At 44.6% G+C, this 16360-nt stretch carries 11 protein-coding genes and 1 pseudogene; 10 read left to right on the top strand and 2 right to left on the bottom strand.

The annotated features are described in order from the left end of the window. Nucleotides 1–135: 135 nt before the first annotated feature. From recG to DW904_RS03375, 9 genes and pseudogenes are all read left to right on the top strand, one after another. Nucleotides 136–2213: pseudogene (gene recG / locus DW904_RS03335) on the top strand (ATP-dependent DNA helicase RecG). A 274-nt stretch (nt 2214–2487) separates the two neighbouring features. Next, nucleotides 2488–3000: a DUF6465 family protein gene (locus tag DW904_RS03340; protein WP_118578057.1), complete on the top strand. Its 513-nt coding sequence runs from the start codon at nt 2488–2490 to the stop codon at nt 2998–3000. A 485-nt stretch (nt 3001–3485) separates the two neighbouring features. Next, nucleotides 3486–4934, top strand: a complete 1449-nt coding sequence (gene miaB, locus DW904_RS03345; RefSeq protein WP_118578058.1) for a tRNA (N6-isopentenyl adenosine(37)-C2)-methylthiotransferase MiaB — start codon at nt 3486–3488, stop codon at nt 4932–4934. Between the two features lie 340 nt (nt 4935–5274). Beyond that, nucleotides 5275–6363 carry a GGDEF domain-containing protein gene (locus DW904_RS03350; protein WP_118578059.1) on the top strand — a complete coding sequence of 363 codons (1089 nt, stop codon included), beginning with the start codon at nt 5275–5277 and terminating at the stop codon, nt 6361–6363. Nucleotides 6364–6420: 57 nt separating this feature from the next. Beyond that, the gene (locus DW904_RS03355; RefSeq protein ID WP_118578060.1) at nt 6421–6726 is read left to right on the top strand and encodes a hypothetical protein; all 306 of its coding nucleotides are present in this window, start codon (nt 6421–6423) and stop codon (nt 6724–6726) included. Then, a complete protein-coding gene (locus DW904_RS24900) occupies nt 6711–7664 on the top strand; it encodes a GGDEF domain-containing protein (RefSeq protein WP_118578061.1) in 954 nt (317 codons plus the stop codon). Before DW904_RS03355 ends, DW904_RS24900 begins: the two co-directional genes overlap by 16 nt. Nucleotides 7665–7672: 8 nt before the next feature. Then, complete coding sequence (locus tag DW904_RS03365) at nt 7673–7960, top strand: diguanylate cyclase (protein ID WP_347562009.1); 288 nt, start codon at nt 7673–7675, stop codon at nt 7958–7960. Next, nucleotides 7957–11571 (top strand): ATP-binding protein, encoded by a 3615-nt coding sequence (locus DW904_RS03370; protein ID WP_118578063.1) that lies wholly within the window; start codon nt 7957–7959, stop codon nt 11569–11571. Before DW904_RS03365 ends, DW904_RS03370 begins: the two co-directional genes overlap by 4 nt. 96 nt (nt 11572–11667) lie before the next feature. Continuing rightward, on the top strand, nt 11668–13038 hold the full coding sequence (locus DW904_RS03375) for an MATE family efflux transporter (protein ID WP_330608403.1): 1371 nt from the start codon (nt 11668–11670) through the stop codon (nt 13036–13038). 206 nt (nt 13039–13244) lie between these two features. Here the strand turns inward: DW904_RS03375 and DW904_RS03380 are convergent, their stop codons facing one another. Together DW904_RS03380 and DW904_RS03385 are read right to left on the bottom strand one after the other, a co-directional pair. After that, the gene (locus DW904_RS03380; RefSeq protein ID WP_118578065.1) at nt 13245–14501 is read right to left on the bottom strand and encodes a M56 family metallopeptidase; all 1257 of its coding nucleotides are present in this window, start codon (nt 14499–14501) and stop codon (nt 13245–13247) included. 13 nt (nt 14502–14514) lie between these two features. Next, entirely contained in the window at nt 14515–14919 is a 405-nt protein-coding gene (locus tag DW904_RS03385; RefSeq protein ID WP_118578066.1) for a hypothetical protein, read from the bottom strand. A gap of 281 nt (nt 14920–15200) precedes the next feature. Here DW904_RS03385 and DW904_RS03395 point away from each other — a divergent pair, with 281 nt between their 5' ends. Beyond that, entirely contained in the window at nt 15201–16247 is a 1047-nt protein-coding gene (locus DW904_RS03395; protein ID WP_118578068.1) for a 5'-3' exonuclease H3TH domain-containing protein, read from the top strand. Nucleotides 16248–16360 lie beyond the last annotated feature (113 nt).

The following is a 16360-nucleotide window of genomic DNA, read 5'->3' on the forward strand; positions in this document are numbered from 1 at the left end:
ACCGTGAAGCTGTTATTGAGTTCGAAGTGGTTAGCATGTGCAAAGTGAAATAAGTATGGAAAATCGGCAGTCTTTGTTGTAAAATAATGAGAACACTTTTCGGGCAAATGAAGAAAGACCCGGAAACAGAGATGAATGATCAGAAAGAGAGGAAAAACAGTGGCAAAGCTTCTTCGGGAACTAAAAGGAGTAGGAGAAAAGACGGAAAAACTATTTCAGAAGATCGGTATCACCACAACAGATGATCTGCTCCATTATTATCCAAGAAATTACGACTCATATGAGGCACCGGAGGAAATTGGTTCTTTGAAGGAGAACTCCGTGGTGTCTGTTCGTGGAACTGTCACTGCCGGAGTCTATGTAAACAGGATCCGTAATCTTCAGGTGATCTCCATCACTGTGGCAGATACCACCGGAAAACTTCCTGTGGTATGGTTTAATGCCCCCTACTTAAAAAACACTCTGAAAAAAGGCAGCTGCTTTATTTTCCGCGGCAAAATCTCCAGAAAAAAAGGTCATCTGGAGATGGAGCATCCGGAGATTTTCACACCCGCAGCTTATGAAGAAATCCTTCACAGCATGCAGCCCATATACGGACTTACTGCAGGGCTTACAAACAAACTGATAATCAAGCTGATGCATCAGATCCTGGATGAACAGAGCCTGCAGACAGAATTTCTCCCAGATGAGATTAAGGAATTTTATCACTTGGCAGATGATAATTATGCTATTTCCACTGTCCATTTTCCAGGCAATATGCAGGAACTTCTGGTGGCACGAAAACGCCTTGTGTTTGACGAATTTCTTTTGTTTATTCTGGCAGTACAGATCCTGAAGGGAAAAACAGAAGAAGCTCCTAACGCTTTTCCCATGAAGCCGGTATGGATCACAGAACAGGTTATGGAAGGTCTTCCTTATCATCTGACAAAGGCGCAGCTAAACGCCTGGCATGAAATCGAAAGAGACCTTTGCGGGCATACCCTTATGTCCCGGCTGGTTCAGGGCGACGTTGGAAGCGGAAAAACGATTCTGGCTTTTCTGGCAATGATCCTTACTGTGGAAAATGGCTATCAGGCAGCATTGATGGTGCCCACAGAGGTACTTGCAAATCAGCATTTTGAAGCATTTACAAAACTGATAGAGGAACAGGAGATTTCATCCTGCCATCCGGTTCTTCTTACTGGCTCAACCACCCAGAAAGAAAAAAGAAGAATCTATGGAGAAATCGCATCCGGGGAGGCAAATGTGATCATTGGAACTCACGCCCTGATCCAGGAAAAAGTGGTGTACGAGAATCTTGGCCTTGTGATCACCGATGAGCAGCATCGCTTTGGCGTGAAGCAAAGAGAGGCACTGACTACCAGGGGAAATGCGCCGCATGTGCTGGTTATGAGTGCCACTCCCATCCCCAGAACTCTTGCGATCATTGTATACGGGGATCTGGATATTTCCATTATAGATGAGCTTCCTGCCATGCGTCTCCCGATTAAGAACTGTGTAGTTGGCACGTCTTATCGCCCGAAAGCCTACTCCTTTATAGAAAGGCAGGTGCGGGAAGGGCGCCAGGCGTATGTGATTTGCCCTATGGTAGAAGAAAGCGAGGGGGCAGACGGGGAAAACGTGACGGACTATACAGCACGGCTGAGAGAGATTTTCCCATCAGACATCACCATTGGAATGCTCCATGGAAAAATGAAGCCCAAGGAAAAGAATGGGATCATGGAACAGTTTGCAAGGGGAGAAATCCAGGTGCTGGTGTCTACTACAGTAGTGGAAGTAGGGGTAAATGTGCCAACGCTACGGTAATGATGGTAGAAAATGCGGAGCGGTTCGGACTTGCGCAGCTTCATCAGCTGAGAGGGCGTGTTGGACGTGGGGCATATCAGTCTTACTGTATTTTTATGCAGGGAAATGAAGAGGAAGAGACCTCCAGGAGACTGGAGATTTTGAATAAATCGAATGATGGATTTTTTATAGCAGGGGAGGATCTGAAGCTTCGGGGACCGGGAGATCTGTTTGGAATCCGTCAGAGCGGACAGCTGGAGTTCCGAATCGGAGATATTTATCAGGATTCAGATGTACTGAAAGCTGCCAGTGACGCCGCAGGAGGAATTCTGGAGCTTGACAGGGAGCTGGATCTGCCCCAGCACGAAAAACTGAAGGAAAGATTGAATGCTTATATGAAATATGACCTTGAGAACCTTGGCCTGTAAGGTTATACAGGGAAATAGATGACGAAAAAAACAAGAAAATCCATCCATTTTTTGGCAATAACTGTGCAAGAAAACAAAAATTATCAGGATTTTAAGATTTGTACCCGAAGATTTCCTGAAATTAACAGGTTTTGTTTGTGTACTTTTACCTATGAATTCAGAGAAATGGTTTGTCAAGGGGGATTTTAGCAGAACTTGCAAAAAAAATTGATTCGTAGTATCTATCATAGAAGCGAAAACGAAGATTATATTCACCGTCAAGGAGGCTATTATAATGGCTACGAAGAGAACTACAAAAAAGGCAGAAACAATGGCGGCCAAGAAGGCTGCTAAGACTGTGGCTGAGGTTAAAGCTACAGCTGCAGCAGAGGTAAAGGCTGAGCCAAGTAAGGCAGAGGCTGTTAAGACAGCTGTTGTTGAGACTGTGAAAGCAGCTACAGAGACTGTTAAGGCTGCTACTGAGAGCGTTAAAGAGACTGCGAAAGAGGCTGTTAAGGAGACTGCAAAGGCTCCGGCTAAGACAGCTGGGAAGGCAGAGGCTAAGAAGCCTGCTGTTAGAAGAACTGCTAAGAAGGCTGCTGTTGCAGCTGAGGAGATTTTTATTCAGTATGCAGGCAAGGAATTCACTACTAAGGATGTAGTAGCAAATGTGAAAAAGGCCTGGACAGAGATGACCGGAAAGAAAGAAGAAGATATCCAGGATATTAAAGTTTACGTTAAGACTGAAGAGAATAAGGCATATTATGTAGTAAACGGTGAAGCAGAGGGACATTACGTAGAGCTGTAATTTCCCCTATATGAATGGCTTCAGGGAGTGTGTGAGTGCGTTCCCTGAAGCCTTTTTTGATTTCGAGGGACGTGAGAGGAAGTGAGTGCCGTCTGGGGGCGGTGTCGAAATGGGGTGTCTGGCTCCGCCGCCTAGTGATCTATAAAATTGCAAACTCGCCCTTGCAGGGCTCAGACAGTGCAATTTTATAGATCGCTATGCTCGCCAGACGCCCCATTTCGGCAATGCCCCCAGACGGCACCCACTTCCTCTCACTGGTTACTGGGAAGGGACGGCGGCTGCAGGCAGCGCCTGGGGATAGGATAATTGTATAGGTGGGAAGGTGCAAGATGGGATCGGGAAATGGAGAGCTTGTGTGCAGGGCAGTGCTTAGTGTGGGGAAATAAATTGCTGGACAAAAGGGGGTAAATAGGATAAAATATTTAGATATAGACAGGAGTAGCCCCTTGATTTGACAAGGGGTCTTTTTATGAAAGGAATAAAGTATGTTTAATGAAATTGATTTCAGTAAGATAGATACGAGTATTACACCGCCTCAGGATGATACAGAGCGTCAGTATTATTATATGGCGAAGCTGGCTGAGATGGTGGCTTTGAGGGAGCGGGAGCTGGGACGGCGGATTACTTATTGTCTGCAGACGTTTGGGTGTCAGATGAATGAGAAGCAATCTGAGGTTGTCGCAGGGATTATGGATGAGATTGGTTTTAAGAGACAGGAAACAGAGGATGCGGATGTTGTGATTTATAATACCTGTACGGTTCGTGAGAATGCCAATCTTAAGGTGTATGGCCGCCTTGGTAAGCTGCATAGTCTGAAGAAGTCTAATCCGGATATGAAGATTGCTTTGTTTGGGTGTATGATGCAGGAGAAGCAGGTTGTGGATAAGATCCAGAAGGATTATCCATTTGTCAATCTGGTGTTTGGAACCCATAATATTTTTAAGTTTGCAGAGCTGTTTTATGAGATGGAGAATCGTGACAGCCAGCTGATCGATATCTGGGAGGGTACGGATAAGATCGTGGAGGAGCTGCCTACAGAGCGTAATTATTCTTTTAAGTCCGGTGTGAATATTATGTTTGGATGTAATAATTTCTGCAGTTATTGCATTGTGCCTTATGTAAGAGGGCGTGAAAGAAGCCGTGAGCCGGAGGCGATTGTGAAAGAGATAGAGGCTCTGGTGGCGGATGGCGTTACAGAGGTTATGCTTCTGGGACAGAATGTAAACTCTTATGGAAAGACTTTGAAGGATCCGGTGACTTTTGCACAGCTTCTTGAGAAGGTGGAGCAGATCGAGGGGCTGAAGAGAATCCGGTTTATGACTTCTCATCCGAAGGATCTATCTGATGAGCTGATCGAATATATGAGTAAGAGCAGGAAGGTGTGCCATCATCTGCATCTGCCTATGCAGTCTGGCAGCAGCCGTATCCTGAAGATCATGAACCGGCATTATGATAAGGAGAAGTATCTGGGACTGGTGGAGAAAATCCGTACAGCGGTGCCGGATATTTCCCTGACTACAGATATTATTGTAGGTTTCCCGGGTGAAACTGAGGAGGATTTTCAGGAAACTCTGGATGTAGTGGAGAAATCTGATTTTGATACTGCATTTACCTTTATCTATTCCAAGAGAAGCGGCACTCCTGCGGCGAAGATGGAGGATCAGGTTCCAGAGGATGTGGTGAAGGATCGTTTTGACCGCCTTCTAAAGCTGGTTCAGGAGAAAGGAAGAGAAGTCTCTTCCAGATTCCAGGGCGAGGTTCAGGAAGTTCTTGTTGAGACGGAGAGCAAGGAAAAGGGTATTTTCACAGGAAGAACCCAGTATAATCTGCTGGTTCATTTTCCAGGAACCCCGGATCTTCTTGGCAAGTATGTGAATGTGCGTCTGGATACCTGTAAAGGCTTCTATTACATGGGAACAAGAGTGGAGGATTAAAGCACCTGCCGAATCGTTACAAAAGATTTATATATCAGATTTTTTGATTCTGTAATCCTGACTATGAATAAAAAGTAATATTTGGCAAAAAGGCTACTGTCACTTCGTGACCAGTAACACGCTTTGCGATGCGCAGAAATCATGCATTCGCATGATTTCGTGCTGAGATTCCCGGACTTCCTGTGAACTTTGTTCACAAAAAACACCTTGCAGAACGTTACCATTGAACCGTAAAGTAAAAAGCGCAAATAATATAAATAATTACAAAAAAGGTTGCATTTTTGTGATAAATAGTGCAATATTATTATATTGAACACTCGTGGGAAAGGCGGCACCTGTAATGTTTAAAGGGCTGTGCAGGAAATTTTATGCATTGTTGAGGAAAGAAGCAGTTCATGAGAATGAGCCTCAGCGTATATTGTTCCTTCTCAGAATTATATTGTTGATTCTGGGACTTTATTTTCTGATCATTCCGTTCGTATTCTGCATTGTGGGACCGAAGACAGAGGTCTGGACAGGATATATTTTCGCAGCAATGGCGGTTGCTGCTTTTTATGCAACATACCGGCTGAAGGTACACACCAGTGTGCTTGTCTGCAGCGGTCTGCAGCTGGCATGGATAATTGTGTTTGTTGTTCTCTATGGATGGGACTGCGGTATTCAGCATCTGATGTTTGAGATGCTGGTACTGGTATATTTTGCTGTCTACAATTCTCTTGTGTATAAGGTCAGCTATACAGTAGTTCTGTTTGCAGTACGATTCAGCCTGTTTTTGTACTGCAGGGTAAATATTTCTGTTTTTGCCCTGACAGAAACGGCTACAGTTGTATTACAGATCATAAATACCATTGTGACGTTTGTGCTTATGGCTGTAGCGTGCAGTATGTTCAGCTCCAATGTGGAATCTGCGGAGAAGAAGCTGGTGCTGTATAATGAGCAGTTGAAGAAACAGGCAGGGACCGATCCGCTGACAGGTTTGTGGAACCGCCGTCAGATGATACAGTACATTACGGAGAAGCGCAGGAAAGAGCCTGTTATGGCGTTTACCATTGGTATGGGTGATATTGATTTCTTTAAGAGAATTAATGACCACTGGGGACATGACTGCGGAGATGCGGTACTGGTATGGATCACACAGCACATGAGCCGGGAATTGGGTGAGCATGCCAAATTGTGCCGCTGGGGAGGCGAAGAATTCATCTTCTTTTTCCCGGATATGAACGGAGACGAAGTATGCCTTATGCTCAACTCTCTTCGCATGAAGCTGGGCAACGATCTGTTTGACTGGAGGGGAGAATGGATTCCGGTTACTATGACGTTTGGCGTGGAGGAGAATGATTTCAAGTCCAATATAGACACCTTGCTGAAAAATGTGGATGCGAAACTTTATATGGGCAAAGAACAGGGAAGAGACCGGGTGATCTATTAAACTCACCGGGTCTTTTGTCGAATTAACAACAGTAATAAGCAGGAGAATAAAACTTGTATGTATACAGTTGAAGAAATAAAAAATAAAGTAAAAACAGGAACCTGGACAAAAGAGGATGTGGCACGCTGTGTGGAGGAGCTGAAGCAGATATCGGATTTTACTGTTTATACAGAAGAAATCTATTATATAAGTTATGGGATTTTTGCCTATAATTTTCGGGAATATGCTTATCCTCTGATCGAAATCTGCCGGGAGGCCGGAGTTCACATGGAGCGTTCCAAGGAGAAATCCAGACTTTATCTTGCCCTGGTAAGACTTTATTTCTGCCTTGGTTTTCCCCCGAGATTGTGGAATATGGCCTGAAATATGCCAATTCCGGATTTACCTTAAGATCCCCTCTGAAATCCGTTTATAACACTATCGTAGCCGCTTTTTCAGACTGTGGACTGTTTTTTGAGGCGGATTTTTATCTGGAGAAAATGATGGATATTTCCAGACTGGATCCCTGTGACAGCAGTGTGGATTTCTGGAATTCGGATACTTTAAATGAGCTAGTCTATTATGACAGCAAGGTTTACGTGAAGCTGGGCATGGGAGATGTTGCAGGCGCGGAGCAGGCGGCAGTGGATATGCAGGCGATTCTTACAGAACGGGAGATTCCTGAAGATGGCAGAGCCTTTTTTCTGCTTCAGAAGGAATTTACGGACTTGTATCTTCGCCTTTACCAGCAAAAAGACAAGGCGGTCATTGCGGAAGAATTTAACAGCTATATGAAGAAAATGGAAGCCGGGGAGGGTGCCAGGGATACCTTAAGCTTCTGTGTCTGCTATTTTGGAGAGTTCCTTCAGGTAATGGCGGAGGAAGAACGCTGGGACGATATTATACGCATTGGCAGCTACATTAAGAATGCCAGGAATTTCAGCGGAAGCTTCTGCCCGGTTTACAAGCTTATGCGCACTGCTGCATGCAGAAGTGACCGGGAAGAGCTTCGGAGACGGATACCGGAATTCGAGAGAATGTATCTGAAGGCTCTGGAGCAGGAGAAGGAGAATTATGACCAGATGGTACGTCTCCTTACCAGGGAGGAGCTTCGGATTGAACGCCTGAAAGCGTCCATGGAGAAGGATGCCCTTACCGGCTGTCTGAACCGTGCGGCTTTTGACCACAACAGCAAGCGCTTTATGAAGAATCATAAGAAGGGCAGCCTTGTATTTATTGACCTGGATTATCTGAAGCTGATCAATGACTGCTATGGCCATGAAACGGAGACCGTTACCTGGTGTGTTTTGCAGAGAATATGAAGTGTGCTATGGACAGGCAGGATCTTCTGTACCGGTATGCAGGAGATGAGTTCCTTATTTTGTCTGCACTGGAGCCGGAGCAGATCCAGGAACGGTTAAACGAAATTCTGGAAAAGAGCCCGATCCATTTTGATATTAACGGAGAAAGCCGCAACATCAGCTTTTCCTATGGCATTGTGGCATTTGAGGAAAAAAAGGGAAAAATCGCAGATCTGGTGAAGGAAGCGGATCAAAGAATGTATCAGTGCAAGAGCCGAAATCATGAGCGTATTTCCAAAAGAGGTGCGGCGGAATGATCACGCGGGAAAATATTATTCATTTTTACACCAAATACAAAGAAAATCTGAAGAAGGAAGATCAGATTCAGGAGAATCTGCTGAAGGCAGAAGACCAGGAGGCGTGGATCGAAAATCTGAAGAACAAATCCAGAATGATGCGCAGGCTTTACATTGAGAATGAGGTACTTCTGAATTTGTATATCCGCCCCTTCCTTGACGGGGAGGCGAGCCTGAACGAGGAACTGGCGAGAGAATTTCTGCATCAGATCCGCATGGCCGATGATGAGGGCTATGAGGATAACCTTGCCATGCTGGAAATTCTGGAGCTTCTGGATGGATATTTTCAGAAAAGTGATGATTTGGACTCTTATATCTGGACCCTGAACCTTCTGGGAAATTTTTATAACCGTCCCTTCAGTAATGAAGATGGAAAGAAAGGAGCCATGTATTTTGACAGACTGCGGGCACTTTCTTCCAGATATTTTGAGATTGAGGATTTTGACGTAAGGAAGAGAATCCTTTTTTCCTATTATAATTTTCCGGTAGTGTTGATGAACTTTAACCTGGATACGTCCAAGGAGCTTTTGCAGTACATTGATGAGGCACTGGAATTTTATAATGATGAGAAAGTCCGGGAATTAGACGGAGAGAGGTTTGATTTTGATGAACTGATCGAAGAACTGAATTATGATCTTCTTGGAAATTCAGTCCTGAGATTTACAGTGAGGGAGATTGATCCGGAGCTTCTTTCCAGAGCATCCCGGGTTCTGGAAGAATATTATCAGCGTGAGCTTGAGAAGAATCCGGAGCCCTACGAAATGCTGGATGAAATATACTGTAATTATAAGTCCTGTCTGTTCTATCAGGGTAAGATAACCTGCACAGAGCTTCTGGAGGATTACCGGAAATTCTGTGAACACAGTATGGAGCATGACGATCTGGACAGCCAGGAGGGAGTGCCTTTTTCTGACAGCCGCTATTTTCAGGTTGCGATCAACCATCTGCCGACGATTTTGGAATTGTTGGAGAAATATGCGGATGAATATCACGGAGCACCAGATCTCCGTGATTTTTGTGTATCCAATTATGTGCATGCTATTCGCAGGCTGTCCAGGACAGAAAACGATACCTTTGTAAATGATGTAGTATGGCGTTCTCTCAGGGATGTGTTGAAATATATTACCGGAGATGAAATAAACACCCTGGTTCTTATGCAGATCATGGTAAGCCGGGATGAGGGCACTGCCATGCACAGTGCAATGGTGGAGCAGATTGCCAGGCGAATTCTGAATGTAGTGATGAAAAAGCGGCCGGAGCTTCTGATTGGAACCTTTGGTTATGAGAACGTGGTGGAAGTGCTGGAAAATCAGGAGACCATTCTGGACTATGTTTCCCAGTCTGCACAGCTTCTGGATATTGGAATGATCAGACTTGCATCTATTGTGAACAAGCAGTCACGGCAGCTGACACAAAGGGAAAAGAATGGTATTCTCAGCCATCCCTGTGAAGGGGCTAAATTCGTCGAGGAGATTCCGGCTCTTCGCAAATATCGGGATGCTGTTCTGGGACATCACAAATCCTGGGATGGAAAAATAGGATATCCGGCAGATTTTGACAATACCAGGTCAAATGAGCGTATTCTTATTGAAATACTGCATATCAGCGATTGTCTGGATGCAGCCACTGACTTTGTGGGACGAAGCTACAAGAATGCCAAGAAGCTGGAACAGGTAGCGGAGGAGTTTTCCTGGGGAAAGGGTTCTGTTTATTGTCCAGAGCTGGTGGAGCTTCTGGAAGAGGACAAAGAACTGCAGGCAGATCTCAGATATCTGCTGGGAGCGGGACGCATCCGTACCTGTTATTCGGTATATGGCAAGGCAGTAGATCAAACTGAAATAGAAGAAAGCAGGTTGTTCACAGATATTGAAAACTGGGAAGCCAGCAGCCGGAAGCAAAGTGATGAAGAGGGAGATACGATTCTCGATTTCCTTCACAAAAGCGGAAACGAGAGCCGTCAGCTTCTTGGAGCACTGGCAAGGAATTCTCTGATCATTTTGTATGTGGATATGATGTCTGGCGAATACAAGGTATACTACCGCGGAAACCAGAGACTTCTGGATAAAAAGATTCCGGACGGTTATTACGGAGACTTCCTGAAAGAATATCTGGCGCCAAACTGCGAACCGGGTGATTGGGAAAAAGTACGGCTGAAAATCAGACTGTCAGAGCTTTCCCATATATTTCTGGAGCAGGAGGGCAGCTATGAGTGTGAAGCCCGGATCAGGGTAAAAGATGCTTACCGCTGGGTGCGGTTCCAGTTTATCTGCTTGGACGAGGAAAATGTCATGCCTGGCATGATGACTGTGATCGCAACAGATGTCCAGGAAAGCCACAGCAGAAATGAACAGCTGATGAACAGTCTGAAGGAGGCATATCAGTCTGCAGAAGAGGCAAACAAGGCAAAAAGCATTTTCCTCAGCAGTATGTCCCATGACATCCGCACTCCTATGAATGGAATCCTTGGTATGACCCAGATCGCCATGAACCATCTGAACGATCCGGCACGTATTCTGGATTGTCTTCAGAAGATCGACGATTCTTCCAGACACCTTCTGGAGCTGATCAATGAGGTTCTGGATATGTCGAAAATTGAGAGTGGGGATACGACGCTTCATGAGGAACCACTGTACCTGAGCAAAACCATGAAAATTGTGGATGGAGTATGCCGTCAGGCAGCTGTTGACAAACACCAGATTTTTGATCTGGATATAGAAGAAATCCGGGACGATCATGTGCTGGCAGATTCGGTAAGACTCAGGCAGGTTTTGATCAATCTGATTTCCAATGGAGTGAAGTACACGCCTGAGCATGGATGTGTGCAGGTAAAGGTAACCCAGGGCAATAGTTTTGCAGAGGACAAAGCAAGCTATTCTTTTGTGGTGAAGGATAATGGAATCGGCATGTCGGAAGAATTTCAGAAGAAGCTGTTTGAGCCTTTTTCCCGTGAAGATAACAGCATGACAAATGCTACCCAGGGAACAGGACTGGGACTTTCTATTGCTAAGTCTATCATTGCACAGATGGGTGGAAGTATTGAGGTAAAGAGCATTCAGGGAAAAGGTACGACGTTTCTTGTGCGGCTGGATCTGAAGCTTGTGGAAGAAGAGCAGGAGGCTGATCAGGCCTTACTGGCAGCAGAGGCAGGTGAAGAGAAGGAAAAGGATCCGGGCTTTTTGAAGGGACGCAGAATCATGCTGGTGGAGGACAATGAGCTGAACCGGGAGATTGCGTACGAGCTTTTGTCCGAATCCGGTCTGATCGTGGATGTGGCAGAGAATGGACAGGATGCGATTAAGCTTCTTGGAACCCGGCCGGAGAATTATTATGAACTGATCTTCATGGATATTCAGATGCCGGTGATGAATGGTTATGAGGCCACGGCAAATATCCGTGCAGGAAAGAGCGATTACTGGAAAAATATTCCGGTGATCGCCATGACCGCAAATGTGTTCCAGGAGGATGAGAGCCGGGCTGCAGAGTGTGGAATGAGTGATTATGTAACTAAGCCTATTGACATGAATGTGATTTATTCTGTCCTTGAAAAATGGCTTCGGGGACAGAAAGGATGATGTGCGCCAGTACCTGCCAGAGCTTTTTATATACTCTGGCAGCAGACCGGAAGGGGCTTCCGGTGGTGCTGGCATATGAATGAGGGAGCGATAGAGTTGAGTAAGAATAAGTACGAAATTGATATGTGTAACGGAACCATTATGGACAAGCTGGTTTCTTTTGCCATTCCGCTGATGGTTTCCGGAATTCTGCAGTTGATGTTCAATGCTGTGGATATTATTGTGGTGGGACGGTTTTCCGGCAGCCAGGCCCTAGCAGCAGTTGGTTCTACTACCGCTTTGATCAATGTGTTTACCAATCTTTTTATTGGTGTTTCACTGGGAGCTAATGTTTTGGCTGCCAGATTCTATGCGGCAGGTAAGGCAAAAGAGATGTCGGAAACGGTACATACGTCTGTGACACTGGCCTTGGTCAGTGGTGTGGCGATGGCTGCTGTAGGACTTGTTTTTTCAAGATGGGCACTGGAGGTTATGGGAACGCCTGCGGATGTGATTGACCAGTCCACTTTGTATATGAGGATTTATTTCCTGGGAATGCCGTTTTTTATGCTTTATAACTATGGTGCAGCTATTCTGCGTGCGGTAGGGGATACCAGGCGTCCGCTGATGTTCCTGGTCGTGGCTGGTGTGACCAACGCGGTGCTGAATATGATTCTGGTGATCGTGTTTCATCTGGGTGTTGCAGGTGTTGCCATTGCGACCATTATTTCCCAGCTGATTTCCTGTATTCTGGTTCTTAGATGTCTGTATATGACGGACAGCAGTTATCAGCTTCGGTTTTCCAGATTGTGCATGAAGAAATTTTATCTGGTACAGATTTTCCAGGTGGGAATACCGGCGGGAGTGCAGAGTACGGTTATTAACATTTCCAATGCGCTTTTGCAGTCTTCTGTAAATTCCTTTGGTTCCACTGCCATGGCTGGTTATACGGCGGCGAATAATATTCTGGGATTTTTGTATGCGTCTGTAAATGCGGTCACTCAGGCCTGTATGAGCTTTACCAGCCAGAATTATGGCGTTGGGAAATATAAACGTATGGACAGAGTGCTGCTGGACTGCGGAATCCTGTCTTTTGTGATCGCCCTTGTGCTGGGATGCGGCTCTTACATGTGTGGCGGTGAGATCCTGAAGGTTTACACAGAGGACCCGGAGGTTATCCGATGCGGTGTGGAGATTCTTTCCATCACCACAGTGCCTTATTTCTTATGTGGAATCATGGATCTTTTTCCTGGCGCTCTCCGGGGAATGGGACATTCCGGTGTGCCTATGATCCTTTCTATTATCGGTACGGTTGGTACTAGAATTGTGTGGATCTTCTGGATATTCCCACAGCACAGAAGCCTGTACACCTTGTTTATTTCCTATCCGGCATCCTGGTTCATTACCATTGTGCTGCAGGTGATCTGCTTTGTGTTTGTGAGACAGACGGTGCATGGACAGCTGAAAGGTACCGGGAAAGCGGCGTGATGGAAAGAAAGAAGAGAAATGTTATAATATGTTTCTGAAACGGGTAAGAGCCAGGGAAAGCGAAACGCTTCCCTGGCTCGTTTTTAGCTTCCGTTCCCTCTGAGCTTCACGAAAGATAATAATGGAAAATGACATAATTGGGTAAGTGTGAATGATTTAATAATTCGGCTGGGCTAACTTCCTCCCATTAAAGTTAGTGCAGGCGATTATTTGTGTGGGCATTTGGCGTAAGTTGTTGTGCTTACGTAGTCCATGATGACAAGATGATTGCATTTTTGACAAATTTTTGCAGTATAGCGTTTTACTTCACAACCACCATTACTTTTGGGATAATGTCTATCCGCGTATCCCTCTTTAAAATCATGTGTGCATATAAGGGCACGTGTTTCTAAATCGGAAGAAGTAACTGGAACTGAAAAATGATCTTCTGTTTCAAAATATATATCTGAGTTTGAAAACTGAGAATCTAAAGTGTTCACTTCTTCAAAAGAAATAGAGGATTCAGTAATTGGAGAAAATACTGGTGCTTCCGTCGTCTGCATCGGCGCATACCCAAACACCGTAGTCCCGCTCAAAAATACAGATGCCAATATTGCCGCAGCAGTACCAATTTTACTGGCTTTTCTATTCTTCATCATAATAAATTCCACTCTCCTTTTCATTGTATGTTTGGCCCCCAATAAGTTGTTTTTCCAGACTACAGGAACCTGTCTGTTCCTTGCGGAAAGATTCACGAGAGCGACTGCGTAGGCTTTTTTCTCTTCCGTGGTGAAACCTTCGGTGGCGGCTTGATCTGCAATGTTTTCGGAAAAGCTGGTGTAAAGCAGAAGCGTAAGCAATGTTAACGGGTTATAAAAATGAAGGCAAATGGCTAACAGGCAGAGCAGCTTTACAGCTGAGTCATGACGGCGCAGGTGTGAATATTCATGCCGCATAATCATTTCTGACAATCTGGAATCCTCAAGGCTCTCCGGCGCGACAATGAAAGGCTTCAGGAAACCTATAGTATAGGGAGAACCAATAAGGGGAGAAATACGGTATTCTACATCCCCGATTCCAGGTAAGAAACAAGTTCTTTTCTCAGTAATCTTTTTCAGCTTTCGCGTGAGCCGGTGATACTTTATGATTTCGTAAACACTGAAGCCTGAGATTAAAAATAGCCAGCATAATCCAATCATAAGAATCCAGTCGGACATCCATAATGAAATTCCGTGATAAGAAATTGCTCCTTTGTCGTCAAAATTGATGTAATAAGAGATGTTTGCAAGAGCGTCTGTTCTTATCAAAACATCTGTTGGCATCAGATATTTAACCACCTGAAACGGTATCAAATACCCCGCCAGACTCAGAAACACCAGGTTCCGGCCAAGCCGGTATGAAAATTTTTTCCTTTGGAGAAGCAATAGCAGGAGACAGATGATCAGTGGCACTGTTCCTGCTATGCTCATACAGATTAAAAGCATGCAAGTCCCTCACTTAAAATTTGTCAATAAAATCCAGCAAGTCCTTCTGATCCTCTTCGCTGAGACCGGAATCTTCTGCAAAGGCACAGAACAGACAGGTAAGTGAATTTTTAAAGCTCTGGAAATCAGAATCTCCAGAATCCCTGCAGCTGGTCTGGCGATTTTTTATCAGCTCCTTCATCGCATTCCGGAACAACTGGTTCTTCTTATCAAGCTTTCGTCTAAGCTGCAAACAGTGTACGAAGAGACCTAAGGTTACCAGAGGAAGGCTAAAGGATAACAGAATTGCTTTCGCCAGGTAAAAGGCAGCAGCCGGCTGATCTAAATTCGGAATTCCGTTCATCATGCAGATCAGCAGCGAGCATCCGGTGACGATCACAAAAAGAACGCCGGATAAGGTTAAAATTATTTTTTTCATTGAGTACCTCCTCATTCTACGTAGAAGCGGGAATTCAGAAATAATTTTGTTTTCTGCTCCCTTCACTATATATACGAAAACCAGAGAAAGAAATAACACGAAATCTGAAAAAATTTTTGGAAATTTTTCAGATAAGATAAATTTATGGTATACTTACAGAGAGATTGAGAAAAATTACAGGTCTGATATCATATCAGATATTGAAAAGACACTTCCTGACAGTGTGTAAAAATCAACGCTTCGTTAGGAAACTGTCAAATAATCATAGAAGGAGAACAATCATGCCAAAATTTCTGATCATCGACGGCTCCTCCATGCTGTCCACATCCTATTACGGAAATCTTCCAAAATCTATCCTTTTCGCAAAGACAGACGAGGAAAAAGAGAGACACTATCCGGAAATCCTGCACACCTCCGATGGAAAATACACAAATGCCATGTTCACCATGCTTCGCACCCTTCTGGCTGTCTATAAGAAAGTAAAGCCGGAATACGTGGCATTTACCTTTGATATGACAAGAGATACTTTCCGCCGCACCCAGCTTGGCGCTGATTTTTACAAAGCCAATCGCAAGGAGACTGCCCAGCCATTAAAAGAACAGTTTATCCAGATGGAAGAGCTTCTGAAGGCAATCGGCTGTCCGGTATTTATGAGTCAGGACTATGAGGCTGACGATTATGCGGCATCTCTTGTGGAGAAATTCCAGGGCCCGGATCTGCAGACTTATGTGCTTACCAAGGATCACGATTATTTTCAGCTGGTAAGCGAATATACCCGCATGTGGCGTGTTGTTACGAAGGATAAGCTGGAGAACTTGAAGGATGCATATGGCCTGTTTGGAAAAGAGGTTTACGAGGAACTCCCTTCTAATGTATTTGAATATACACCGGAAATTGTCTGTTCTGAGGAAGGGGTATATCCGGAACAGATTCCTGTGCTTCTGGCGATCACCGGAGATCCAGGCGATGGAATTCCAGGCTGTAAAGGAGTTTCCTCGGCAGCAGCGCCGCTTGTAGCAGAATATAAAACCCTGGATGCGATCTATGAAGCAATTGAGGACTGCCAAGGCGTGGCAAAGAAAGAAAAGGAATTGAATACTTTCTGGAAAGAAAACCTTGGAATAGGAAGAAGCCCTCTGAAAGCACTGAAAACAAATAAAGAGATGGTATACTTAAGCGAACAGCTGGCAACTATGAAACGTGACATTGAGATAAAAGAAAGCCTGGAAGATATGCGGCTTCATATTAATGCAGAAGAACTGATCAGACAGCTGAAGCGCTACGAAATGAACAGTATTTTGACAGAATATGAAAAAATACAAAAATAGTCGAAATATAAAGAAAACAATTAATTGTCAGAAAAAAGAGAAAATATCAGAAAAATACAAACGGGGGGTGGTAATGTGTGTTTATTTACACAAAAAATACATAATTTTTTCAC

Origin of the sequence: Ruminococcus sp. AM42-11, assembly GCF_003480145.1 — a bacterium.
Taxonomy (GTDB): domain Bacteria; phylum Bacillota; class Clostridia; order Lachnospirales; family Lachnospiraceae; genus Blautia_A; species Blautia_A faecis.